The sequence below is a fragment of the Pelagicoccus sp. SDUM812005 genome, assembly GCF_031127875.1.
Taxonomy (GTDB): Bacteria; Verrucomicrobiota; Verrucomicrobiia; order Opitutales; family Opitutaceae; genus Pelagicoccus.
In genome coordinates, this window is the sequence record NZ_JARXIA010000001.1 from 861859 (window position 1) to 886567 (window position 24709).

The following is a 24709-nucleotide window of genomic DNA, read 5'->3' on the forward strand; positions in this document are numbered from 1 at the left end:
TGGATGTATTTTGGGGCGCTATTATAATGTTACACCTGAGGGGCGCTTCCGTGGCGAAGGCAGGTCGAGGGGGCAGGGTTGCGGGGGTGGGGAAGGTGGCAAATTCGCTTGAGAGTCGCTGGTCTTGGGGTTCTGTATTTTCGCCATGCCGTCTGTTACCCGCCCCGAAAAGGACCCGCAGCCCATCGACGCTCGGGCCCGGATTCGCAAGTCCGAGAAATCGAGCCGCTGGTTCGCTGTCCTGTTCTGGGTGGCCGGCTTGGGCGGAGTCGCCTTTTGCTATTGGTACTATGCTCAGGTTTACGTGCCGGGCGAGCGGGCCAAGTTGCAGCTGGCGGAAACGCAGGCCTATGCGCGGGAGCTGCGCGGAGTGGTGGCGAGCCTCGGGGAGTGGTCGACCCAGGAGAGTTTCGATCGGGTCCGTGAACAGCTGGTGGCCTTCGACGCGAGGGAGGACGCTTCGCTGGCGGTGCGGAGCCAGCTGTGGGATCGGTTTAGCGAGGCTTACGAGCCGCGGGCCCAGCGGATGCGGGAGTTCGATCGCATGTTGGCGGAAGTTCGGGCGTTCTCGCTCGAGGCGGACGAGGAGTCCCTGTTGGTGATGCAGGAACGCGTGCGGCAGGCATCGGGGCGCTTCGAGCAGCCCTTGATGCAGCAGCTCAAGGAGGCGTGGGCGCCGAAGCGGGAAGCGATTGCCCAGCGTTTAGACTTGTACGGTTCCGGAGGGACGGGGGCCTTGGAGGTGCGTTCGATTCCGACGGGCGCCCGCCTGTTCCTCAATGACCGGGAGGTGGGAGTGACGCCGCTGCAGGCCAGCGGTATGCGGGCCGGCAAGCTGAAGCTCAGCCTGAAGCACCCCAAGTATTACGACTACGACTATCCGATTAGGATTAAGGAGTACGGAGTTTTAAGCCTGACGGACCTGGAGATGAAACCGCGGCAGGGCGGGGTAGAGATCACGGTGGTGGGCGGTTCGACCGGAGACCGGGTCGAGGTGGAGCTGGTCTGCACGCCCGACAACGGCGAGACCTTCGACTACGTCAAAAGCTTCGAGGGCGTTTACGTTTCCGTGCCGCAACTGATCATCGGAGCCTACGACATCTCGGTATACGTGAACGGGAGGCTGCGCCAAAGCACCAAGCTGGAGGTGCTGGAAGGCAGCGTCTCCCGTTGGACGGCCCGGCTCTGAAAAGTGCGGATGGTCTGGAAAGCGGGGAGAAATGCCACGCGGCTTAGGGTTTTGAATTATCTCAGGGGATAAAAAAGTCGAATAATATTATTGCAGAGAAAAACATGATTTGATCTAAATCGGTGCATGGCAAGTGACCCCGTACTCGCACAGGAGGCTGTGCCGGCCTTCAATTTCTCCATCCTCAGGGATATTCGCAAGCGCGCTGACTTGACGCTGAGCGCCCTGTCGGAGCGGAGCGGCGTTTCGGTAGCGGTCATTTCCAAGCTGGAGCGTAACCAAACGCAGGCGGAGGTGGGGACCTTGCACAAGATCGGCAAGGTTTTCGGGATGCGTGCCACGGATTTGCTTTCCTTGGCGGAGGCCCCGATTTCCAACAAGAAAAGCTCGGTGCGCTACAAGTCGGGCGCCTTCGAGCTGGAGGCGATTCGCTATGGGAATGCGGATTGCATTTATGCGACGGCGGTGGCGGGAGCTCGGGTTTCCAAGCCGGAGATCCATCATGACGACCATGAAATTTGCTGGGTGCTGAAAGGGACGGTTCGCTTGGATTTGCCCAAGGAGAGCCACGAGCTCGAGGCGGGGCAAAGCATCCAATTCGACGCGATCCAGGAGCACAGCTACGAGGCGATCGAGGATTGCCAGGTGGTGATCGTCCACATCCGCAAGGACAAGCGCTATTAGAATTTAACTAAAAGGAACATTATCTATGAGCTTCGAAAAACTCTGTCTCCACACGATAACTACAAAGCCTTGGGATCTGCAGACTGCGGTCCAGAAGTACTCTGCCGCTGGAATCGGCGGCGTATCCATTTGGCGTGACGCGGCCCAGGGATTCTCTGGCGGCATCAAGGCGGCTGGCGAGATGACGCGTTCGGAAGGCTTGGAAATCGTTTCCTATGTGCGTGGCGGTTTCTTTACCGGACTCGACGCGGCGACGCGGCAAGTGGCGATCGACGAAAACAAGAAGTTGATCGACGAGGCTGCCGAGCTGGGGGCGCCGTTGATCGTGCTGGTTTGCGGAGCGACTCCGGGGCAGTCCCTTTTCACTTCCCGCGAGCAGATCGCGGAAGGTTTGGCGGCGGTGATGCCGCATGCGGAAGCCGCGGGCGTTAAGTTGGGCATCGAGCCGCTTCACCCGATGTATGCGGACAGCCGCAGCGCGGTTTCGACGATGGCTCAGTCAAACGCGCTTTGCGACATCGTGGACCACAAGAACCTTGGGATCACGGTCGACGTTTTCCACGTGTGGTGGGACGACGCCTTGGAAGCTCAGATCAAGCTCACGGCTGAGAAGGACCGGCTTTTCTCCTTCCACCTTTGCGATTGGAAGGACCAACCTGAAGACATGCTTAATGACCGCGGTCTGATGGGAGAAGGCGTAATCGACAACCGCGGCATTCGCAAGATGGTCGTGGACGCTGGATTCAAGGGCTTCGACGAAGTCGAAATCTTTTCTAACCGCTACTGGGCAATGGATCAGGACGAATACCTCAAAATGATCACCGACGCTTACCAGAAGCACTGTATCTAATATTTTAATACGTAACCGTAACTCTAAGACAAAACTGCTATGAAGGAACATAAAGTAGGAATCATCATGAACGGCGTCACTGGACGCATGGGTACAAACCAGCACCTCCTCCGCTCGATCGCTGCGATCATCAAGGAAGGTGGCGTCAAGGTTAGCCCAACTGAGATCATCATGCCGGACCCGATTCTCGTTGGCCGTAACGAGACTAAGCTCAAGGCGCTTTGCGCTCAGAGCGGTGTTGAAAAGTACACTACGGATTTGGACAGCGTCATGAAGGACGACTACTACCAGATCTACTTCGACTCCCAGACGACTTCCCGCCGCGCCAAGGGCGTGGAGGACGCGGCTGCTGCCGGCAAGCACGTTTACTGCGAAAAGCCAACGGCTGTGGACGTCGAGACGGCGGTAAGCCTCTTCAAGACTTGCGAAAAGGCAGGCGTCAAGAATGGCGTGGTCCAGGACAAGCTCTGGCTTCCCGGCTTGGCCAAGCTGCAGCGCCTGATCGACACCGGTTTCTTCGGCCGTATCTTCAGCGTAACTGGCGATTTCGGATACTGGGTTTTCGAAGGTCACAGCATTCCAGCGCAGCGTCCTTCTTGGAACTACCGTAAGGAAGATGACGGCGGCATGATCATCGACATGGTTTGCCACTGGCGTTACGTTTTGGCGAACCTCTTCGGCAAGATCGAATCCGTATCCTGCCTCGGCGCCACGCACATTCCTGAGCGTGTCGATGAGTACGGTAAGACCTACAAGGCAACAGCTGACGATGCTGCGTACACGACTTTCCAAATTGAAGGCGGAATCGTTGCCCACATCAATTCGAACTGGTGTACCCGTCCTCGTCGCGACGACCTCTTCATGATGCAGGTCGACGGCACCAAGGGGTCCGCGGTAGTAAGCCTGCGCGATTGCTGGTTCCAGCCTTACAGCGGCACTCCAAAGCCTGTCTGGAATCCGGACATCGAGCAGCCGATCAATTTCTACGAGCACTGGCAGAAGATGCCGGAGCAGGAAAACTTCGACAACGCCTTCAAGGTGCAGTGGGAGAAGTTCCTCCGCCACGTGGTACTCGACGAGCCGTTCAAGTGGGACTTGCTCGAAGGCGCTCGCGGCGTGCAGCTCGCGGAACTGGCCCTCAAGTCTTGGGCCGAGCGCCGCTGGGTAGACGTAGAAGATCTCGTCTAGAATTTGCGATAATGAAGAGTCATGGCAGGCGCGGGGAGCAGTAGCGAGCCGCGCCTGCCTAGCTTACAGGAAAGGAATTTTTTGATATGAAGAAGACAGCTTTGGTAACAGGTGGGTCTCGGGGAATTGGATACGGCATCGCTTTGGCGCTGGCGAAGGAAGGCTGGAACCTCGTGATCAACGGGATGCGGCCGGAAGAAGGCGTTGCGGAGCCCTTGGAGTCGCTTCGCGCCGAGGGCGTGGAAGTGGCCTACGCTCGTGGCGATATTGGCAGCGTAGAAGGTCGCAACGGGATTTTGGAAGTAGCTCGCAAGGCTGCGGGCGGAGCCTTGAACCTTTTGGTCAACAATGCGGGCGTGGCTCCGAAGCAGCGTCTCGACATTTTGGAGACAACGGAGGAGAGCTACGACTACGTGATCGATACGAACCTGAAGGGCGCGTTTTTCCTGACTCAGGCGGTAGCCAACGATATGGTTGCGGCGAAGAAGGAAGACGAGAGCTTTTCTGGGGCGATCGTTAACGTATCCTCCATTTCCGCGACTGTGATCTCGGTCAATCGCGGCGAGTACTGCATCGCGAAGGCTGGCTTGAGCATGGTGACTTCGCTCTTTGCGGCTCGCTTGGGCGAGTTCGACATCCCGGTGTACGAGGTGCGTCCCGGGGTCATCAAGACCGACATGACGGCTGGCGTTACGGAGAAGTACGACAAGCTGATCGCGGAAGGCCTATGCGTGACGAAGCGTTGGGGCTTCGCCGACGACATCGGCAAGGCTGTTTCCAGCTTGGCCCGCGGCGACTTCCCGTACTCGACGGGGCAGGTCGTTATGGTGGACGGCGGGCTTACGCTGCCGCGCCTTTAGGATTTGTTTTGGGTAGCTTAGAAGGCTCGGTGGTTCAGATTTAGTAGCCTGGACGGCCGAGCCTTCTTTTTTGTATCTGGAATCTCCCTACGGCGAAGAACGTCCGCAGGGAGGTCTCCTCTCGTTGGCAACAGGGCCGTCGAAACGCGACCTTACTCGAGGTCGAGTTCCTCAAGCTCTTTCGCGAGCCAAGGTTGGCTGCGACCGGCGTGCTTCTGGAGGTAGCCGCGCGCTTCGCCGGGCTGGTAGGGCTCGGCGTTGTTGCCCCAGGAGGCTCGCAGGTAGTTGAGGAGATCGTTGAAGGCCTCGCCGGTGAGGGCGGGGTGCTGGGCGTGCGGAGGCATGGCTTGGTTCCACAGTTCTCCGTTCACTTCGATTGGACCCATGAGGCCTTGTCCTACGACGAGGGCGAGTCGTTCCTTGGAGCCTTTGACCCAATCCGATCCGGCGAGCGGAGGCGCGAGGGAGGGGGTGCCTTGTCCGTTCTGGTTGTGGCAGATGGCGCAATTGTTTTGGTAGAGCGGTTTGCCGCGGTTGATGGAAGCGATGTCCGCTTCGCTGTATTCGTAGTCTACGATGGCGTCGGGGTCGATCTTGCCGGGCCAAGCGAAGGCTTGGTAGGCGGGGCTTCCTGCTTCGGGGCTGGGCGAGGGCGCCGCTGCAAGCTTGAGGGGGCGAACGTTCTTTTTCTGCAAGGCGACTGTCCAGCCTTCGTTGATGGCGGAAGCGATAGCGCCTGGCGTGGCGTCGTTCGAGCTTGCCTCGACGTATTCACTCGCAGCGTCGGCGTCGCCCGCTTCGAAGAGGGCGTGGGCGAGGGTGGCGAGGAGGCGCGAGTAGCTGGCGGGGGAATTGCTGGCGATGGCTTGCTCAAGCAGTTTCGATTCCTGTCCGTACAAAGTGGATACGGCCGCGTCGATGAAGTAGGGGTCGGCAAGGTCGGATTTGCTGAGCGCACCGATTGTTTGGAGAGCAAAGGCGTTGTCTTGGAAGTTGGGGAGCAGGGTGACGGCTTGCAGTCGAACGCGTCGGGAGTCGCTGCTCAGGGCTCCCTGGTAGGCCTTCCAGAGCGCGTGCTGGGATTGGCGAGCGGAAGCGAGGTGCGGGGCCGCGATTCTAAGGGCGTGGACGCGGACCCAATCGTTCCCTTTCTGGTAGGCGGATGCGAGGGTGCCGAGATCCTCCTGACCGAGTCCTTCTAGCGTCCAGAGGGCGTGGATACGGGCGAGCTCGCTGCCGAGCTGGGTCATATCCTTCAGGGCTCGCAGCGCCTCGGGGGAGGCGGTTCCAGCGTCGACGATCAAGCGTTGGGCGGTGTCGCGCACCCAACCGTTAGGATCGGCAAGGTAAGGGACGAGTTGCTCGGGCGTAAGTCCCCCGAGCTTGGGTCCCGTTCGCGTGGCGTCGTCGCTCTCGTGGACGATGCGGTAGATGCGGCCGAGTCCGACAGGCTGGTCCAAGCCGCGCTCGATGATTTGCTTGCGCAGGAAGGTGGTGAGGTAGGTCTTGTGCTGGAGGATGCCGCGGTACATGTCGACCACGTAGACGAAGCCGTCGGGGCCGACTGCGGTGGCCACGGGGCGGAAGCGTTCGTCGGTGGAGGCTAGGAATTCGATTGGCCCCCAGGTTGGGTGCTCGTGCAGCTTCTTTTGCGCGGATACTTCGAGGCCTTTGTCGTGTAGTTCGAATCTGGCTACGACGTTGCCGGACGGTTCCGGAATAAAGGTGCCGCCTTGGGCTGATTCAGGGTAGCGGTGGCCGCGGGCAATGGTGGGGGCGCTGACGGCGGTAACGGTTCGGAGGCGGTAGTCGGGCCTGAGCGTGCTTTCTAGGTAGCCGCGATTGACGCCGGTGTTGACGCGAGCGGTGTAGACGTTGCGGTCGGGGGCGACGGGGTGTTCGATACCGGCGGCGGGAGGATGGCCGGGGTGACCGTCGAGGGCTTCCCAGGGAACCATGTCGCCGTAGAGGTAGAAGCTGTTGTTGTTGTAGTAGAGTCTTCCGTAGTCGTCTTGGGCGATGCCCCATTGACCCCTGAAGTTTGTCTCCTCTTCGTGGATACGTCCGTCTTTGAACTGGAAGCGGCGGCTGGATTTGGCATTGTAGAGCCAGTTGTCCAAGGCGCGCAGAAGGCCGTTTTCGGCGTGTTCGACGTTTCCTTCGGCGCCGTAGGTGGCGACGATGCTCTTTTGGTCGGCGACCAGGTCACCGTCGGTGTCCTGGGTATAGTAGAGGTGGGGTGGGTCGGCGATGAGGGCGCCGCCTTCCACGAAGGAGATGGCGCGCGGGAGGACGAGCTTGTCCAGGTAGACGGTGGATCGGTCCATCTGTCCGTCGCCGTCATCGTCTTCGAGGATGACGATTCGGCTCACCGGCTCGTGTTCGCCCTTGCCGTCGGCGTCGGGCATGTAGGCCCACATTTCGGCGGCCCAGAGGCGTCCCTGTTCGTCCCAAGCGATTGCGACCGGGTCGTTGACCAGAGGCTCCGCGGCGACCAGCTCGAGCTTGTATCCCGGCTCGATGGAGAAGCTTCGCATGGCTTCGTCCGGGGTGAGGATGGGGGCTGGCGGAACGTCGATCTCTTTCCAGATTTCTTCTTGGGTTTGTCCTTCGCGGTCCTTGCGGTCTCCTGCCTGTGAGAATGCCGAGCTGGCAGGAAGGCACGCTAGGGCGAGAGCGCTTGCGAAGCGCGTGGCGTTTTTAGGGGGAAAAAGCATGGGCAATATGTGTTGTCAGGTTCGAAGAGATGACGCATCGGCGGCGGGTTCAAGTGCTTTGTCTCCAGTTTCGGGGTGACAGTCCGGTTTCTTTCTTGAACCAGTTCGAAAGGTGGAAGGGAGAGGCGAAGCCAAATTTGTCGGCGATTTCGGATACGCTGCTGGAGCTGTCGCGCAGCTGTCGCTTCACGCGTTGGAGCCGAAGTTGGCTGTGGTAGCGCTTGGGGCTGATGCCGGTGTACTTGCGAAACATGCGACGGAAGTAAGTGTAGCCGGTTTTGAGTTCGGCGGCGAGTTCCTCGGGGCAGAGGGGGGCGTCGGAGCGCTGGCGCATGAGGAAGCAGGCTCGCCGGATGGTCTTTCGCATGGGATGGTTTTCTTCCTCTTTCCGTTCAGGCAGGTGGGTGCAAAGTGCCAGTATTTGCATGATGGCGCTGGCGGCGATGGAGCGAAATCCGAAGGCTTCGGATTTCACCTCGTCTTGGATCAGTTGGAATTGGGCGAGCAGCATTTCGCTGTTGCCGGTTTTGAGAATGGGATTCTGGGGCGAGAGGGCGCCCGATTGCTGGAGTTGCTCGGCGAAGGGGCCGTGGAAGCCTACCCAGCTTTCTTGCCAGCCGGTGTCGTTCTCGGGTCGGTAGCGGTGCCAGATTCCGGGAAAGACCAGAAAGAGGAAAGGCGCGTGCAGAGTAATCGGCGGCATGCTCTGCGTTTCGAAGGTGCCTGCTCCGTTGGTGATGAGGATGAGCTGGTAGGTTTCGAGGGTTCGGCCAAGCTTCCAGTCGAAGTAGTGGTCGCTGGGGTGGTGTTCCGGCGGGTAGCTCTGCCTCGGGGAGATGGTGGCGGAGCCGGCTCCCGTGATTTCGACGCCCCAGGGATTGGATTCCTCGGGTTGGGGAAGGTAGATTGCGAAGTCGCCACTCATAAGTGTCAAAAGTTGTATGTAAAGAATCAGCCTGTCTATGGCAAACTGAAGCAGCGGGCGCTATGATTGGGGTTTTGAAACTCCCTGGATAATTTAGAAACATTATGACTCCTGAAAAAGCGCTCAGATCACTCGATCAATTGAAGATCGAACTCCCCTCCTGGGGGTTCGCGGACACCGGCACCCGCTTCGGAAAGTTTTTCCAAAAGGGTTCGGCCATCGACACGGCGGACAAGTTCGCCGACGCCGGCATGGTGAACAAGGTGACGGGCTGCTGCCCGACGGTCGCGGTGCACGTGCTCTGGGACTTCGTGGCTGGGGAAGATCCGAAGGCGACTGCGGAAATCGCGGCCAAGAACGGCGTTAGCGTCGGTTCGATCAATCCCAACCTTTTCCAGGACCAGGCGTACAAGTTCGGCAGCTTCGGAAACCCGGATGCGGAAGTTCGCGCTCAGGCGGTAAGCCATGGCATCGATTGCGCTCGGATTGGCGAAGCGGTCGGAAGCAACCTCATCAGCTACTGGTTTGCGGACGGCACGAACTACCCCGGGCAGGACAGCATCCGCGCTCGCAAGCGTCGTTTCGAGAGCTGCTTGAAGTCTTGCTACGATGAACTGGGCAAGGATCAGGTCATGCTGATCGAGTACAAGCCTTTCGAGCCAGCCTTCTACCAGACCGATGTGGCGGACTGGGGCATGTCCTACGCGCTCTGCAAGAAGCTCGGCGAGCAGGCCAAGGTGCTGGTGGACACGGGGCACCACTATACTTCGCAGAACATCGAGCAGATCGTGGCTTGGCTGCTGGACGAGGAGATGCTCGGCGGCTTCCATTTCAACGATCGCCGCTACGCCGACGACGACTTGACGCTCGGTTCGATCGATCCCTACCAGATCTTCCGCATCTTCAACGAGATCCACGGCTACGCTGCGGAGGTGGGCGCGTATCCGGATATCGCTTACATGATCGACCAGTCGCACAACTTGAAGCCAAAGATCGAGGCCATGATCCAAACGGTGACGACTGCCCAGGAGCTATGGGCTAAGGCGGCCTTAGTGGATCGCGAGGCCCTGGCCGTGGCGCAGCGCGACGGTAATATCGTGGATGCGGAAAACCTTTTGAAGACGGCTTACAACACGGACGTCGCTCCCTTGCTCGCGCAATGGCGTGAGGAGAAGGGGCTCGACGCGAATCCGATGGAAGCTTACCGCAAGAGCGGCTACCTCGAGCAGATCGAGGCTGACCGTTCGCGTCGCCGCGCGGAGTTGGGAATCTCGCAAGAGAGCTCCTACGCCTAAACTCCAAAGGCTCGTATACTTATGACAGACAACAACCGAAAGGTCTATATTGCCGTGGACCTCGGTGCGACGAGCGGCCGGGTTATCGCGGGCGTGTGGAGCGATGGAAAATTGGAGCTGGTGGAAAAGCACCGCTTCGAAACTCCTTCGGTTCTTTTGAGAGGGCGTTGGTATTGGGATTTCCTATCCTTGTATTCAGAAATCCTCTACGGGATCAAGTCGGTGGTGGATTCCTATGGGGCCGCTGCCGTTTCGATCGGCGTGGACACCTGGGGCGTCGACTACGGACTGCTGGACGAAAAGGGAGAGCTGTTGGCAAATCCAGTTTGCTATCGCGACTCCCGCACTGCGAAGCCGTTCGAGTACTTGGCCAAGGAGCTCGGCAAGGACCTGATCTATTCCGAGACGGGAATCCAGTTCATGTTCTTCAATACGCTTTACCAGATGGGGGCGGAAGTCGCGGAGAACCGCACGGCTTTCCGCAGCGCGAAGCGTATCCTGTTTCTGCCGGACCTGGTCAACTACTGGCTTTCCGGCGTGCAGGGAACAGAGCGTTCCATTGCCAGCACGACCCAGATGCTCAATCCGCATACGGGGGATTGGTCGGTTCCGATCCTGCAGCACCTGGGCGTCGAACCCGATTTTCTCGGCGAAATCGTCGAGCCGGGAACGAAGTTGGGGCCAGTGACGAAGGAGGTCGCCAGCGCTATTGGAGCGGCTGAACTTTCGGTCACTACGGTGGCGGGTCACGATACGGGGAGCGCCTTTATGGCCTTGCCGGAGGTGCAGCCGAACTACGGTATCCTAAGTTCGGGTACGTGGTCGATCCTAGGATTCGAGCTGGAAGAGCCGAATACCAGCCAAGCGGCTGCGGAGGCGGGCTTTTCCAATGAAGTCGGCTATGGTGGGACGATTCGTTTCCTCAAGAACATCTGCGGGCTGTGGTTGCTCGAGGAGTGTCGCCGAACTTGGTTGGCTAATGGCGAGGAAGCGTCCTATGCGACGATCGTCGAAGAAGCCGCCAAGTGCGAGCCGATGCGTTCCCTTATCGATCCGGATTACGACGCGTTTGCCACGGCGGGCGACATGCCGGAGAAGATCCGTGCCTTCTGCCGGGAGCGAGGCGAACCTGAGCCGCAAACCAATGCCCAAATGGCCCGCTGCATCTTCGACAGCTTGGCTTTGAAGTACGATTACGTGTTCTCCGTTTTGGAGAAGGTAACCGGCAAGAGCCTGGAAGGCCTGTTCATATTGGGAGGCGGGAGCCGCAACGATTTGGTCAACCAATTGGCGGCGGATGCCTTGGGCTTGCCGGTCGTAGTGGGCGCTGCGGAGGCGACGGCAGTCGGCAATGTGATGGCCCAGATGATTGCCGACGGCGTTGCCGCAAATCTGGCGGAAGCGCGAGAGCTCGTCGCCCCGTCCTTTTCGCCGCGGAGGTTCACTCCGCGGGAGGGAGCGGTGACGTCCGCAGTGAAGGCGCGTTTCTCGGCCCTGATCGCTTAGTTGCTTTACGACAAAGCCCGTTCGCGAAAGCGAGCGGGCTTTTTGTTGCGTCTTTAACGGGGGCGTCAGCTCTCGATGAAGCGAGGGCGAGGGCTGCGGGCGCGACACTCTGGTGTCGTTCCAGTTCATGCTTGTGGGAGTTCGGCTGTCATGTTTCATCCTTCGGCATGGAAAATACGCTCGAAGCGAGAATAGCCTATGGAAAGCAGGTGGTGAGGGAGCAGGTCGCGTACTTCACCACTCAGTTTGGCGATGTAGCGAGCCAGTGGAAGTTCGACGGATCCCGGGTGACGGAGGCGGATTTGCACTTGTCCCAGATCATCACCGAGCAGCTAGCGGAGGCCTTTCCGGAGGATCAGTTCTTTAGCGAAGAGTTGGAGCACGGCCCGAACCCGATCGAGGTAAAGCCCGGTTTTTCCTGGTTGTTGGATCCGATTGACGGGACGAATAACTTTGCCCGCTCGATTCCGAATTGCTCGATTTCGCTCGCCCTGTTGAAGGACGGAAATCCGGTTTATGGATACATTTACGACCATGGAACGCAGAAGCTGATCCATGGTGGCATGGAGCAAGGACTATGGGTCGACGACCAGCGCGTCGAGCGCAAGGAAGCTGAGCTCAACAGCCAGAGCTTGATCGCTACACAAACGCTTGCAACGGAGGAGGCGATTCAGGACGACGACGCCTTGCGGATGGAGTTCAAGTTGCGGGCCTTCGGGAGCAGCGCTATCCATATGGCGTATACGGCTCTGGGCTGGCTGGACGGGGTGATCGCCCATCGCGTCAAGGCATGGGATATCGCGGGCGGTATGCCTTTGTTGGCCGCGGTTGGCGGCAGTACCCGTTTTTTCGATACGGAAGTGTTTCCAATGAAGACCTTCTCTTCGAAGGCGAGCGGGTTCGCGCACATCGCGGGCAGCGGCGCGTTGTGCGACTCGATCGAGAAGACGATCGGGAAAGAGACCAAGTTCCGATGGTAGCGTTTTAGTCCGAGCCGGCGCTTAGAAGCTCCAGATCATGGGGATGAGGGTGACGGCTATGATGAAGCAGATGAGGTTGAGAGGCGCTCCGACTTTGATGAAGTCGGAGAATCGGTAGCCGCCGGCCCCGTAGACGTAGGTGTTGGTCTGGTAGCCGATAGGGGTCGAGAAGCTGGCCGAGGCGGCGATGGCCACGGTCATGAGGAAAGGCTTCATGTCTACGCCGAGAGTTTGGGAAATGCCGACCGCGAGGGTGGCCATTAGGACGGCGGCGGCATTGTTGGAAAGGATTTCGGTAAGCAGGTTGGTCAGCAAGTAGAGACAGGCCAGCATGACGTAGGGGCGCATCTCTTCGGTGGTGAAGAGGGTGACGCCGGAAATGAGTTGATCGGCCAGCCATTTGGAGGCTCCGGTTTCGGACATAGCCATGCCGAGGCTGAGCATGCCGAAGATGATGAAGAGGATGTTCCACTGCACGGCGGCGTATCCATCTTTGGGGCGCAGGCAGTTGGTTACGAAGAGGAGGGCGCAGGCCACGACGGCGGCGACTTCGATGCCGGCGAATCCGGAGGAGGCGCAGGCTACGACGCCGGCGATGGCGGCCAGCACGATGAAGCTCTTGCGCTTTTCCGTCTTGGACGGGACGGCCCGGTTTTCCATGAGGATGATGTCCTCGCTTCCGCTCATGTTCTGGATGGCTTCGTCGGTACCCAGCAAGAGGAGGGTGTCGCCGAATTCGAGGCGAAGGGTGCCGAGCTGGTCGCGGAGGTTGCGGCCGTTGCGGTGGATGGCTAGAACTACTAGGCGGTAGCGTTGGCGGAAGTTTACTTCTTCGAGCGTTTTGCCGAGGATTTCGGAGTTGGGGCCCAGGATGCCTTCCACGATCAGGCCCTCGTGGGCGTTGATGTGCTCGAGGCCCAGCTCGCGTTCGGCGGCGAGGTCGATGCCTTCGATGGAGCGGGCCTTTGCTAGTCCGGAGGCCCGGCAGGCGAGGAAGAGGCGGTCGCCTTCGAGCAGCTTGACGTCGTGCATGCGGCCTTGCAGGGAGACGCCGGAGCGCACGAGGTCGATGACTCGCATGCCGCTGGTGCTCTTGAAGCCCGCTTCCTTGAGGGTCTTGCCGATGGCGGAGGAGTTGGTGTTGACGAAGGCTTCGGCGATGTATTCGCGGCGCTCTTCTTCGGAAAGGATGGACGTGAGGGTTTCGCGCCAGGGGAGCAGCTTGTTGCCGAAGAGGAGCAGGTAAATGACTCCGGCGACGAAGACGGGTACCCCGATGAAAGCGAACTCGAACATGCCGAGCGGCTCTCCGCCGACGCCTTCCGCCACGCCGGAGACGATGATGTTGGTGCTGGTTCCCAGGAGGGTGCAGGTGCCGCCGAGAATGGATGCGTAGGAGAGCGGGATGAGGACCTTCGATCCGGCGACGCCGATCTTGCTGGAAAGGGTCAGGACGATGGGCAGCATGACCACGACCACGGGGGTGTTGTTGATGAAGCCTGAGAGGACTCCGACCAGGACCATGATGACGAGCAGGAAGGGCCGGTAGCTTAGGCTTCCCAGGCCTTGCAGCTTTTGGCTAAGCAGGGCGATCAGGCCGGTTTTCTCCAGGGCGGCGCTGAGCATGAACATGGCCCCGACGGTGATGGGGGCCGGATTGGAGAAGACGGAGAAGGCTTGCTGCGAGCTGAGCGTCCCGGTGGCGATGAGGATCGCGAAAACGGATAGCGCAGTAACGTCGGCAGGCAGTTTTTCCCATACGAAGCTGATGAGCGTTAGTACGAGCAGAACGAATACGAATGCGATATCCCAGGTCATAGCAGGGCGGAGGAGCGGCTGGAAGAGTTGGTTTTACTTCGCGGAGCGAAGCGGGTCAAGCTGCGGCTGGCTGGAACCAGACGTAGAGAAAGTAGTATACAAGCACGCCGGTGACGGAAACGTAGAGCCAAATCGGGTAGGTGATGCGAGCCCATTTCTTGTGGAGCTCGCGACGATCCTTGATGCCGAGGTAGGCGGTGCGGATGACCAGTACCGGAATGGCGGCCGCTAGCAGGATGTGGGAAATGAGCATCGTGTAGTAGACGTAGCGGATGAATCCCTCTCCGTTGAAGGGGGTGTGCACGCCTTGTACCGCGTACTTGTGGTACACGTATCCGATAAGGAAAATGGCCGAAACGATGATGGAGGCGCCCATCAAGAAGCGGTGGGCTCCCTCTTTCTTCAGTTTGATCGAGACGACTCCCGCGATGATGAGTACGGTTGCCAGTGCGTTCAGGGAAGCGTTGAGGGCTGGGATGTCGCTGATTTCCATGGATGGTCTAAAACAGTATCCAACGATCGATTACGAGCGTGAAGAGAACGGCTGGCAGGTAGAGGATCGAATTGAAGAAAAGTTTGCGGGCTACGCCGTCGCGGTTGGTGGCGGTGGCGAAGGCGATGGAGCGAATCAGGTACCAGACGCCGAACACAGCTGCCACGATGGTGTAGAGCCAGCCGCAGAGGCCGAAGAAGATGGGCAGCAGGCTTACCACGAGCAAGGCGACCGCGTTGACGGTTGCCCAGATGCCGGCTTTCTTGCCTGAGGGGTCGACCACGGTGAGCATCGGGAATCCGGCGGAGCCGTAGTCCTTGCGGAAGGTCCAGGCGATGGCCATGAAGTGCGGCATTTGCCAGAAGGCGAGGATGCCGAAGAGGATCCAGCCCAGCGGGGAAATGCTGCCCTCGGCGGCGGCCCAGCCGATGAGAGGCGGCAAGGCTCCAGGGAGGGCGCCAACTTCGGTGGCCCAGCGGGTCTTGAGCTTGAGCGGCGTGTAGATCGCGATGTAGGTGAGGATGGTGGCGAGGCCGAGCACGCCCGCTAAGGGGTTGGCTCCGAGCCAAAGGGAGGCGACCCCTACGATGGAGAGGGCGATGCCAAGCCAGAGGGCTACGCCGGGGGAAACTTGTCCGGCGGGGAGCGGACGCTCGCGGGTCCGCTTCATGAGGGCGTCGGTGTCGCGCTCGATGAATTGGTTGAGGGTGGCAGCTCCAGCGGCGCAGATGGCGGTGCCGCCCAGGAAGAAGACGAGGGTGGCGACGTCGCGGGAAGGGAGGGCCGCCAGGTAGCCCACAAGGGCGGTGATGACGGAAAGCAGGCTGAGGCGGGGCTTGGTCAGCTCGTAGTAGGCGGACCAGGCAATCGCTTTGTTTTCGGTACGATCGGACAAGGGAGCAGCGGGAGTCAGATCGACTCGTTTTGAAGGTTCTAGGCTCACGCTTTTGCGGTTTGGCCGATGCGGGAGGAATCGTCCTCAAGCGCGTCGCGGCGAGGCGCGGCGGCGGAGTTGGCGTTGAATTTGGACTTGAGGCTTCTGTACGTCATTGACCAGCAAAGGGCTAAGGTGAACGCCCCGTTTAGCATATGCAAGGTCGTGACGTGCTCGTTGCGAACTTTCCAGATTACGAGGGCGCCGAGGGCGACTTGTATTAATAGAAGCGCTAGCAGGCCCGCGGCCGATTTGCCCATGGCCTTGCGGCTGGCGGCGTCTCTCCAGACTTGCACGCAGAAGGCAAGGATGGCGACGGTGACGATGACGGCGCCGACGCGGTGGGCGAAGTGGATGCCGATCGCGAAGTTGAAGACGGGAGGGATCAAGGTGTCGTGCGGAGTGAGGGGAAAGGTGGGGATGGCCAAGCCGGCGTGGGCGTGCCTCATGATGGCTCCTACGATCAGCTGCAGGACGATGGCGCCGCAGGCGACGTAGCCCAAGGTGGTGACGGAGGCGCTGGGGGCGAAGGGGAAGCCGGCGTTTCGGTCGATCCAGGAGCGGCTGTTGCGGATGACGAAAGCCACCAGCAAGCAAAGGAAGATCTGGGCCAGGGTGGCGTGGGCCACGGCGAAGCTTTGGGCGTAGAGGTTGTGGTCGATCTGCAGGTTGAGGGCGTCGAGCTTGACGCGCAGTCCGCCCAGGAGGCCTTGGACGATGACGAGGACCACCAGCCAGTTGCCCATCTTGCGGGCGGCACGGGACGCTTTGCAGGCGTGGGCCAGCACGCAGAGGGCGATGGAAAGCAGCCCCATGACCATGCCGAGGAGCCGGTGGGAGTGCTCGGCGGCCATGTCCTTGTCCTGCAGCCAGCCTTCCGGATTGATGGATCCGTTGGAAAGCGGCCAGTCGAGGAAGGCCATGCCGGCGCGGATCGTGGTGGTGAACCCGCCCGCATAGAGCAGAAAGGTGATCCATACGAGGGCGCCGAGGCTGGTCCAGAACAAGGCTGGCAAGTATCGGTTTTCGTTTTGGTCTGGTGCTTTTGCTGGCATCTTCTTGGCGGATCGTTTGTCTACCTTGGCACTATGAACTCGGGACTCACAAATCACTCTCTTTTCAGGTTCAATTCGCTTACGAAAAGCTTCCTTTTTCGAATGCTGCTAGTCGCGTCGGCTTCGGCAGGGCTTCTGGGATGCGCCCAAAAAAACGAAAGTCAAGAAGATGAAAATGAGGAAGGCTATGCGCTTCTAGGAGTGGTTCAGGCTGTCGACAGCGAGAAGGTCGAGATGACGGTGGCCCACGAGGAGATCCCCGGATTCATGCAGGCGATGACAATGGTCTTTCGCGTGAGCGCCGGCGACGTGAAGACGTTCAAGGAAGGCGACCAGATCAAGGCCCGCATGGTGCGCGACGAGGACGGCGGCTTTCGCTTGATCAAGATCTGGAAAATCGACGACGAGGCGGCGGCAACCATGCGTCGGGTCAACAAGCGCTTGGCGAAGACGGTGGACGACTTGGGATCCGGCTACTACTTGGCGGAGGGGGATGCGTTTCCCGAATTCGCTTTGGTCGACCAGTATGGGGAAACGGTTACGCCGACCCGCTACGAAGGGAAGCCCTTCATGCTCAACTACATTTTCACCCGCTGCACGGATGCGGAAATGTGCCCGCTCTCGACCTCGAAGATGGCGACCATGCAGCGCCTCGCGAAGGAGGCCGGGCTGGAGGATCTGGAGTTCATCTCGGTGACCTTGGATCCGAAGTACGACACCCCCAGCGTGCTGCGCACTTTTGCGGACGCGTACGGGATCGACGGGGAGAACTTCCGTTTCGTGACGGGGGAGCGGGCGGCGGTGCGCCAGCTGATCAAGAGCATGGCCTTGACCCATATCGATACGGGCGAGGACATCGTGCACAGCTTGGCGACGGTGCTGGTGGGACGCGACCGCAAGATTGTGATGCGCTCGGTCAAGAAGGCCTGGGACCCGATGGCCTTTTTGGAAGCTGCCAAGGCGCTGTAAGCGAGGATGCTCGCGTTGTGGAGGATAGCTCCTGCAACGCGGCCGCGGGCTGAAGCTCGGCGCTACGGGCTTACAGCTTCTGCTTCAGCTCTTTCGCTAGCTCGTAGGAGGCTTCGGCGGAGTCGGCGAGGACGCAGAAGTGTCCCATCTTGCGGCCGGCTCGGGCTTGGGCCTTGCCGTAGAGGTGGAGCTTGGCGGAAGGGTGCTTGAGCAGCTCGGCGAAGTCCGGCTCGCGGCCGATCCAGGCGTCGCCAAGGATGTTGACCATAGTGACGGGGCTGAGCAGCTCCGTGGATCCGAGCGGCAGGCCGCAGACGGCCCGCACGAATTGCTCGAATTGGGAGGTGACGCAGGCGTCGATGGTGTAGTGGCCGGAATTGTGGGGCCGGGGAGCGAGCTCGTTAACGGCGATGCTGCCGTCGCGCAGGACGAAGAGCTCGACGCCGAGCAGTCCGACCAAGCCCAGCTTGCGGGCGATTTCCTTGGCCAGCTTTTCGGCCTCGGCGCGGAGCTCGGGCGAGATGCGGGCCGGGACGATGGAGTAGTCCAGGATGTGGTTGGTGTGGATGTTTTCGGCGACGGGGAAAGTCGAGATCTCGCCTTGCTCGTTGGCGGCGACGAGGACGGAGATTTCCATGGTGAAGTCCATCCAGCCTTCCAGCACGGCGCGGTGTTCGCCGAATTCCTTCCAGATCGCGGCGGTATCCGGATTTTCGCTACTGATCTTGAGCTGGCCCTTGCCGTCGTAGCCGAAGGCGGCGGTCTTGAGGACGGATGGGGTGCCGATTTCGGCGATGGCCTTGTCGAGGTCCTCGAGGGAGTCGACGATGGCGAAAGGGGCGCAGGGAATGCCGGAGTCGCGCAGGAAGTTCTTCTCGCGTTCCCGGTTTTGGCAGATGTGCAGGATTTCCGGGCGCGGGTGGAGGGTGACCTTCTGTTCGAGTTCGCGGGTCGCTTCTACGGGAACGTTCTCGAATTCGTAGGTGACCACGTCCGAGGACTCGGCGAGGAGCTCGAGGGCGGACTTGTCGGAGTACTTGGCGTTGATCTCGAGGTCGGCCACGTGGCCGGCGGGGCAGCGGTCCTGGGGCTCGAAGACGACGAAGCCGTAACCGAGCGAGCGGGCTGCCTGTCCTGTCATGCGGCCGAGTTGTCCGCCGCCGAGAATGCCTAGGGTGGATCCGGGAGTAATCATTTGAGCTCCATTGCTTCGACCTTGGCCTTTTGCTCGTCGCGGAAGGTGTCGAGCTTGTGGCTGAGCGAATCGTCGCCGAGGGCGAGGATCGATACGGCGTAGAGGGCGGCGTTCTTGGCGCCGGCGGCTCCGATCGCGAAGGTCGCGGTGGGCACGCCGCCTGGCATTTGCACGATGGAAAGGAGGGAGTCGAGTCCCTTGAGGGCCTTCGATTCGACGGGGACCCCGAGGACGGGCAGGGTGGTGAGTGCGGAAACCATGCCGGGCAGGTGGGCGGCTCCGCCGGCACCTGCGATGATGCACTTGAGGCCGCGGGCCTTGGCGGTCTTGGCGTAGTCGTACATCTTTTCCGGCGTGCGGTGGGCGGAAACGACCTCTGCTTCGTAGGGGACGGCGAACGAGTCGAGCACGTCCGCGGCTTGGGAAAGGGTGGGCCAGTCGGAGTTGCTGCCCATAATGATTCCGACGAGAGGTGTTTTTTCTGACATGGCTTTGCGATTAAGTGGGCTCGAATAAGCAATCTGCGCTCGCCACGGGCAAGGGAAAAAGCAGGCCTTCGTTCTCGTGTTGTAGCAGACTATAGGCTGGATTGTGGCTGCCGATTTCCTAGGGTGCGGATCGAACCCCCGAACGCTTATGCAAAAATCCGATTCCCAGAAAATCAAGGTTCTCCTGCTTACCGGCCAATCCAACCAGTGGCATAACTGGAAGGTGAGCAGCCAGGCGCTGCAAGCCGCTGTCGGCGGCGACGGTATGTTCGAAGTGGATACGTTGGTATCCCCTGCCGCAGGCGGCGACTTTTCCGGCTTCGCTCCGGCGTGGAGCGACTACGACGTGGTCTTGCTCGACTACGAGGGCGATCGCTGGCCGGAGGAATGCCGCGCCGCTTTCGTTCGCTATATGGAGGAAGGCGGTGGATTGGTTTCCTTTCACGCTTCCGACAACGCCTTCCCCGATTGGCCGGAGTTCAACGAGATGATCGGCGTCGGCGGCTGGGGCGGTCGCGACGAAAGCTCGGGGCCCAAGGTGCGCTGGCGCAAAGGCTCCATGGTCTTGGACCCCGGTCCCGGCGAAGCCATGCATCCGGAGCCGTTCGAGTATTTGGTAGAGACCCGCTCGCCCGAGCATCCGGTGATGCAGGGGCTGCCCGAGGCTTGGTTGCACGCGATCGACGAGCAGTACAGCCAGTTGCGCGGACCGGCCCAGAACCTGACGGTGCTGGCGACGGCCATCGCGGGGCCGGAGATCGACAAGGGCACGGGCGAGAACGAGCCGATGCTGATGGCCATCGAGTATGGCAAGGGGCGGATTTTCCATACGACCTTGGGCCATGTGGGAGCCGACGATACCGAGACGCCGCCAGCCATGAAATGCGTGGGCTTCCTGGAAACGCTTTTCCGCGGTCTGGAGTGGGCGGCCACGGGGGCGGTGACTCGCCCGGTGCCGGCGGATTTTCCCGGTACGGATTTTCCCTCTGTGCGTTAGCGGGGCGCGGTTTTGGCCGGAGCTGCTTCCATTCGGGAATTGCCTTGGCGGGAGCGGCTCGGCTTGATGGCGGGCGTGAGTGCAATTGAAGAATTGGTAGAAACGATGGCTCGTCTACGGGGACCTGGCGGTTGTCCGTGGGACATGGAACAGGATCACCAGTCGATCGCCCAGTGCTTGGTCGACGAGTGTAGCGAATTGTTGGAGACGATCGACAAGCTCGACATGGACCACATGCGCGAGGAGCTAGGGGACGTGCTGCTGCAGGTGGTTTTCCATGCCCAGCTGGCCAAGGAAGCGGGGCATTTCGACTTCGAGGCGGTGGCAGAGGAGATCAACGAGAAGCTGATTCGCCGCCATCCGCACGTGTTTGGCGACGTGGACCTGAACAATTCCGATGCGGTGCTCAAGCAATGGGACGAGATCAAGGCCACGGAAAAGGCGAACAAGCCAGCGAGCGCTTCCCAGTTCAAGGACCTGCCGCCGGCGCTTCCCGCCCTGCTCTTCGCCTACGACGTTTTCAAGCAGATCGAGAAGAAGGCGTTGCCGGTGGGCGACTGCGTGGACATGGAGGCGATCGAGGCCATGGCCGAGGAATTGGACGAGGAGGCGGCTGGACACATCCTGTTCGAAATCGCGGCGGCTTGCCGCCTGAAGGGGATCGATCCGGAGAGCGCGGCGCGCAAGTTTGCCCGTCGCGTGATGGCGGAGAGCGACGCCTTGGTGGCGCCCTTGGAAGCGGACGCAAGTTGAGTCCCGGCGTCGGGCCGGAATCCAAAGGTGGCATGAGCGAGGAGGAAGCTTGGCGGAAGCGCTGGATGGAGCCGTTTGTGCGGCACCTGTCGGGCGAGCGTCGGCTTTCGGCCTACACGGCCCGCAACTACCAGACGGCGCTGGAGGCGTTTTTTCGTTTCCTCGATGCGGAGACTTCTTGGAGCGGCGACTTGGAGAAGGTCGACCTGCGCACGGCTCGCGACTTCGTGATCGAGCAGCAGAATCGGGTGTCGCGGCGTACGGTGCACAACTACGTCTCGGGCTTGCGGACCTTCTTCAAGTATTGGATCCGCCAGGGGAAGCTGGAGACGAATCCTTTGCAGGGGATCGTATTGCCCAAGCTGCCCAAGAAGCTGCCGGCCTTCATGACGGTGAAGCAGGTGAAGCTTTTGATCGACGGCCCCATGCGCCTGCTGGAGAACGAGGCGATCCCTCCCTACCAGGCGTGGCGGGACCGGCTGGTGCTGGAGCTGCTGTACGGGGCTGGCTTTCGCGTGAGCGAGCTGTGCGACTTGACCTACGGGCAAGTGAGCTTCGACGAGGGAGTGGCCCGGATCGTGGGCAAGGGAGGCAAGTCTCGCATTTGTCCGCTCGGTCGGGTGGCGCTGGCTGTATTGGATAAGTGGAGACGGGAGTTCGCGGTGGGGACGGCGTTTCTGGATCCCGTGGTGCTGAGCAATTCGGGGAAGAAGTGGAATCCGCGGGCGGTGCAGCTGCTGTTGAAGAAATACCTGGCCTTGGCGGAGCTTCCCATGGACCTGAGCCCGCACAAGATCCGCCACTCCTACGCGACGCATCTTTTGGACAATGGGGCGGACCTGCGGCTGGTGCAGGAGCTGCTCGGGCATGCGAAGCTGTCCACGACCCAGATCTACACGCACGTGAACATCGGTCGGCTCAAGGAAGCCTTCGACCAGGCCCATCCCAGAGCGTAGCGATGCGGTTGCCGATAGCGGCTGCGGCGGGGCGGGGATTTCCAAGGCGCTAGGGAGAAACAGGTTGCAAGCGTGGGACGGATTTCCGTTCATAGCTTTAACCAATGCCACAACCCGCTAGAAAAAAGGGCAAGCGCCCCCCCACGCTTGCTGATGTTGGCCGAGAGGCTGGCGTATCAGCAATGGCAGTATCAGCCGTTCTCAATGGCTCAAACTCTTCCGTTCGCATTTCCGAGGAAACGCAACGGAGGATTCGCAAGGCGGCCGCCGATCTGCGGTATCGACCGAATATCGCGGCCCGGGCCCTCGTGAACCGTCGCATGAATACGATCGGCACCTTTATCGTGGTGGAGGGCTTGGAGTTGAACCACTACTTCTTGGAGGTCTTCAACGGGATCATCGCGGGCGCGTCCAAGCACAAGCAAAACGTGACGGTCTTTACTTTGGATACCTGGTCGGACGCCAAGGAACAGCTGGAACGGGCCTTCGACGGACGCATCGACGGGATGATCCTCATCGCCCCGATCGTGGGCGAGGAATTCGCCAAAGGGATGAACGCGGACATGCCTTGCGTTTCCCTGCACTCCAACGTGGATATACAAGGCATCGTAAACCTCGAGTCGGACGAGGAGAAGGGCGCCTACGAAATGGTGCGCTTCCTGATCGAGAAGGGGCACCGCCGCATCCTGCACTTGGCGGGGCCGCGAGGACTCGTGGGAGCCGAACGGCGTATCGCTGGCTACAAGCAGGCCTTGTCGGAGGCGGGGATCGCGTTCGAGGAATCCCTGCTGAAGTCCATGGCCTACAGCGATGTGGAAGCGCGGGCTGTAATGACGGAATGGTTACAGGATAATCCCCGTGAAGCGTTGCCGGACGCGATCTTTTGCGCGAACGACCAGATGGCTTTGGGATGCGTGGAAGCGCTTTCCGCGGCGGGCCTTCGCGTGCCGGAGGATGTTTCGGTTTCCGGATTCGACGATACTTTGATTGCCCGCGTCTCGATGCCGCCCTTGACGACGGTGCGGCAGCCGCTGCGCGAGATGGGCATGGAGGCTGTTTCGATGTTGCTCAAGCGCATCGACGGCGAGGATGTCGAGGGCGAGGGGACGCAGCAGTCTGTGGTTTTCCCGACGGAGCTGGTTGTTCGCAAGTCCGTGGAGGAGCGCTGAGCTGGCCTTGTGGTCAGCTTTGGCCTACCGAGTCCGGATGCAGGAAGTCGTAGCCTTGGGCGAGTCGGGTAAAGCTTTCGACCTGTTGGGCTGCCCAGGTCGCCTCGCGTCCCAGTTCGGTAGCCAGCAACGCGGCTACGCGTGGGGCGGCTTCGATGGCGGCCCGAGCGTCGAGCAGGAGGGCTCGGGTACGGCGGGACAGCACGTCTTCCACGCTGCGGGCCATTTCCGTGCGGGCGTGGTAGAGGACTTCCGCTTCCTGGTAGGGAAGCTTGGGATGAAGCAGGGCGGAGGAGTTCGGCTGTTCGCGGATGAGTTTACGGATGGCTTGGGAAGCGGAGCCGTAGGGAGCGAGGTTGGCCTCGGCGATGGCATCTTGGGTGGCGCCGTAGATGGGTAGCTGCTTGGTGGAGCAGGGCAATTCTTCGATGCCGGAGAGGATCTCGAGGTGGTCGACGACGTCTTCGGCCATTTTGCGGTAGGTGGTCCATTTGCCGCCCGTAACGGTGAGCAGACCGGAGTCGGATATGAGAATGGTATGGTCGCGGGAGAGGGCGGCGGTGTTGGAGGAGTCGCCCGACTTCACGAGCGGGCGTAGGCCGGCGTAGATGGAGAGCACGTCTTCGGGCTGCGGATCGTGGGCGAGGTACTTGGCGGCGTGCTCCATGATGAAGTCGCGCTCGGATTGCAGGGCTCGCGGTTCGAGGGAGTTTCCGTCGCGAGGCGTGTCGGTGGTGCCGACCACGACGCGGTCGTGCCAGGGGACGGCGAAGAGGACGCGGCCATCCTCGGTCTTGGGCACCATGATGGCGGCATCGTTGGGGAGGAATTTCTTCGGAAGCACGATGTGGATGCCTTGGGAGGCGGAAATGATGGGGGCGGCGTTGGGGTCGTCCTGTTGGCGTAGTGTGTCCGCGAATACGCCGGTGGCGTTGACGACTGCGTTGGCGAGAATCTCGAAGCGTTCTCCCGTTTCTTGATCTTCGACGAGGGCTCCGCGAACGAGATTGTCCTTTGTCTTGAGCAACTGGATACACTGGGTGTAGTTGGCGACGACGGCGCCGTGCTTGGCGGCGCTTTGGGCGAGATTGATGGCGAGGCGGGAATCGTCGAACTGTCCGTCGTGGTAGACGACTCCGCCGGTGAGGCCTTGGGTCTCGATGGTGGGGATGCGTTCGATGGTTTGGGCGAGCGAAAGGGTTTTGGAAGAGGCCAGTCCGAGCTTTCCGGCGAGGGCATCGTAGACTTTCATGCCGACGCCGTAGAAGGGACCTTCCCACCAATGGTAGTTGGGAATGACGAAGGCCTGGTCGTGCACGAGGTGGGGAGCGTTGCGGTAGAGGTAGCCGCGTTCGCGCAGGGCTTCGAGCACGAGGGAGACGTTGCCTTGGCGGAGGTAGCGCACGCCGCCGTGTACCAGCTTGGTGGAGCGGGAGGAGGTGCCCTTGGCGAAGTCGGCCTGCTCGATGAGGGCGACCGTGTGGCCGCGGGTGGCGGCGTCGACGGCGGTGCCGAGGCCGGTGGCTCCGCCTCCTACGATTAGGATATCGAAAGGCTCGTTTTGGGAACGGAGGGTAGAGAGGGCGTTCTCGCGATTCACGGGTAGAGTTCTAAGGAATACAGGGGCAGAGGGAAGAGCGAAGTTGCGAGCGGAATTGAACTTCAGCGAGCGCCCTTTATCCCGCTCG

Annotated in this window: 22 protein-coding genes; 13 read left to right on the plus strand and 9 right to left on the minus strand. The window is 60.6% G+C overall.

What is annotated here, in order from left to right; translation table 11 throughout:
* Positions 1–145: 145 nt before the first annotated feature.
* The 5 genes from QEH57_RS03085 (at position 146) to QEH57_RS03105 (ending at position 4771) form a co-directional block, all read left to right on the plus strand.
* A complete protein-coding gene (locus tag QEH57_RS03085) occupies positions 146–1189 on the plus strand; it encodes a PEGA domain-containing protein (protein WP_309005209.1) in 1044 nt (347 codons plus the stop codon).
* A gap of 126 nt (positions 1190–1315) precedes the next feature.
* A complete protein-coding gene (locus QEH57_RS03090) occupies positions 1316–1873 on the plus strand; it encodes a cupin domain-containing protein (RefSeq protein WP_309005210.1) in 558 nt (185 codons plus the stop codon).
* 25 nt (positions 1874–1898) lie between these two features.
* Positions 1899–2723 (plus strand): sugar phosphate isomerase/epimerase family protein, encoded by an 825-nt coding sequence (locus tag QEH57_RS03095; RefSeq protein ID WP_309005211.1) that lies wholly within the window; start codon positions 1899–1901, stop codon positions 2721–2723.
* A gap of 39 nt (positions 2724–2762) precedes the next feature.
* Entirely contained in the window at positions 2763–3911 is a 1149-nt protein-coding gene (locus tag QEH57_RS03100; RefSeq protein WP_309005212.1) for a Gfo/Idh/MocA family oxidoreductase, read from the plus strand.
* An 86-nt stretch (positions 3912–3997) separates the two neighbouring features.
* Positions 3998–4771 carry a 3-ketoacyl-ACP reductase gene (locus QEH57_RS03105; RefSeq protein WP_309005213.1) on the plus strand — a complete coding sequence of 258 codons (774 nt, stop codon included), beginning with the start codon at positions 3998–4000 and terminating at the stop codon, positions 4769–4771.
* A gap of 152 nt (positions 4772–4923) precedes the next feature.
* Here the strand turns inward: QEH57_RS03105 and QEH57_RS03110 are convergent, their stop codons facing one another.
* Positions 4924–7488 (minus strand): c-type cytochrome, encoded by a 2565-nt coding sequence (locus QEH57_RS03110; RefSeq protein ID WP_309005214.1) that lies wholly within the window; start codon positions 7486–7488, stop codon positions 4924–4926.
* Positions 7489–7537: 49 nt separating this feature from the next.
* Complete coding sequence (locus QEH57_RS03115) at positions 7538–8413, minus strand: AraC family transcriptional regulator (RefSeq protein WP_309005215.1); 876 nt, start codon at positions 8411–8413, stop codon at positions 7538–7540.
* Positions 8414–8517: 104 nt separating this feature from the next.
* On the opposite strand from QEH57_RS03115, the gene QEH57_RS03120 reads away from it, so the two are divergent.
* The 3 genes from QEH57_RS03120 to QEH57_RS03130 all read left to right on the plus strand — a co-directional run bounded on the left by QEH57_RS03120 (position 8518) and on the right by QEH57_RS03130 (position 12194).
* Complete coding sequence (locus QEH57_RS03120) at positions 8518–9708, plus strand: L-rhamnose isomerase (RefSeq protein WP_309005216.1); 1191 nt, start codon at positions 8518–8520, stop codon at positions 9706–9708.
* Between the two features lie 21 nt (positions 9709–9729).
* Positions 9730–11214 (plus strand): rhamnulokinase family protein, encoded by a 1485-nt coding sequence (locus QEH57_RS03125; RefSeq protein ID WP_309005217.1) that lies wholly within the window; start codon positions 9730–9732, stop codon positions 11212–11214.
* A 167-nt stretch (positions 11215–11381) separates the two neighbouring features.
* Positions 11382–12194, plus strand: coding sequence for an inositol monophosphatase (locus tag QEH57_RS03130; RefSeq protein WP_309005218.1), 813 nt, complete (start codon positions 11382–11384; stop codon positions 12192–12194).
* A 21-nt stretch (positions 12195–12215) separates the two neighbouring features.
* On the opposite strand, the gene QEH57_RS03135 is transcribed toward QEH57_RS03130, so the two are convergent.
* The 4 genes from QEH57_RS03135 to QEH57_RS03150 are packed head-to-tail and all read right to left on the minus strand — an operon-like array spanning position 12216 to position 16494.
* A complete protein-coding gene (locus QEH57_RS03135; RefSeq protein ID WP_309005219.1) occupies positions 12216–14012 on the minus strand; it encodes an SLC13 family permease in 1797 nt (598 codons plus the stop codon).
* A 55-nt stretch (positions 14013–14067) separates the two neighbouring features.
* Positions 14068–14505 carry a DUF420 domain-containing protein gene (locus tag QEH57_RS03140; protein ID WP_309005220.1) on the minus strand — a complete coding sequence of 146 codons (438 nt, stop codon included), beginning with the start codon at positions 14503–14505 and terminating at the stop codon, positions 14068–14070.
* Between the two features lie 7 nt (positions 14506–14512).
* Positions 14513–15448 carry a heme o synthase gene (gene cyoE, locus QEH57_RS03145; RefSeq protein WP_309005221.1) on the minus strand — a complete coding sequence of 312 codons (936 nt, stop codon included), beginning with the start codon at positions 15446–15448 and terminating at the stop codon, positions 14513–14515.
* Complete coding sequence (locus QEH57_RS03150; RefSeq protein ID WP_309005222.1) at positions 15445–16494, minus strand: COX15/CtaA family protein; 1050 nt, start codon at positions 16492–16494, stop codon at positions 15445–15447. Before QEH57_RS03150 ends, cyoE begins: the two co-directional genes overlap by 4 nt.
* Positions 16495–16695: 201 nt before the next feature.
* Between QEH57_RS03150 and QEH57_RS03155 the strand changes: the two genes are divergently transcribed.
* Entirely contained in the window at positions 16696–17463 is a 768-nt protein-coding gene (locus QEH57_RS03155) for an SCO family protein (RefSeq protein ID WP_309005223.1), read from the plus strand.
* A 70-nt stretch (positions 17464–17533) separates the two neighbouring features.
* Here QEH57_RS03155 and QEH57_RS03160 read toward each other — a convergent pair whose 3' ends face one another.
* Both QEH57_RS03160 and purE read right to left on the minus strand, forming a co-directional pair.
* On the minus strand, positions 17534–18658 hold the full coding sequence (locus tag QEH57_RS03160; RefSeq protein ID WP_309005224.1) for a 5-(carboxyamino)imidazole ribonucleotide synthase: 1125 nt from the start codon (positions 18656–18658) through the stop codon (positions 17534–17536).
* The gene (gene purE / locus QEH57_RS03165; protein ID WP_309005225.1) at positions 18655–19146 is read right to left on the minus strand and encodes a 5-(carboxyamino)imidazole ribonucleotide mutase; all 492 of its coding nucleotides are present in this window, start codon (positions 19144–19146) and stop codon (positions 18655–18657) included. Before purE ends, QEH57_RS03160 begins: the two co-directional genes overlap by 4 nt.
* Before the next feature lie 148 nt (positions 19147–19294).
* Here purE and QEH57_RS03170 point away from each other — a divergent pair, with 148 nt between their 5' ends.
* The 4 genes from QEH57_RS03170 to QEH57_RS03185 all read left to right on the plus strand — a co-directional run bounded on the left by QEH57_RS03170 (position 19295) and on the right by QEH57_RS03185 (position 23021).
* Positions 19295–20143 (plus strand): ThuA domain-containing protein, encoded by an 849-nt coding sequence (locus tag QEH57_RS03170; protein ID WP_309005226.1) that lies wholly within the window; start codon positions 19295–19297, stop codon positions 20141–20143.
* A 105-nt stretch (positions 20144–20248) separates the two neighbouring features.
* Positions 20249–20896, plus strand: coding sequence for a MazG family protein (locus QEH57_RS03175; RefSeq protein WP_309005227.1), 648 nt, complete (start codon positions 20249–20251; stop codon positions 20894–20896).
* A gap of 32 nt (positions 20897–20928) precedes the next feature.
* Positions 20929–21852 carry a tyrosine recombinase XerC gene (locus tag QEH57_RS03180; protein ID WP_309005228.1) on the plus strand — a complete coding sequence of 308 codons (924 nt, stop codon included), beginning with the start codon at positions 20929–20931 and terminating at the stop codon, positions 21850–21852.
* Between the two features lie 104 nt (positions 21853–21956).
* Positions 21957–23021 (plus strand): LacI family DNA-binding transcriptional regulator, encoded by a 1065-nt coding sequence (locus QEH57_RS03185; protein ID WP_309005229.1) that lies wholly within the window; start codon positions 21957–21959, stop codon positions 23019–23021.
* Positions 23022–23034: 13 nt separating this feature from the next.
* Here QEH57_RS03185 and QEH57_RS03190 read toward each other — a convergent pair whose 3' ends face one another.
* A complete protein-coding gene (locus QEH57_RS03190; protein ID WP_309005230.1) occupies positions 23035–24621 on the minus strand; it encodes a glycerol-3-phosphate dehydrogenase/oxidase in 1587 nt (528 codons plus the stop codon).
* Positions 24622–24709: the final 88 nt, after the last annotated feature.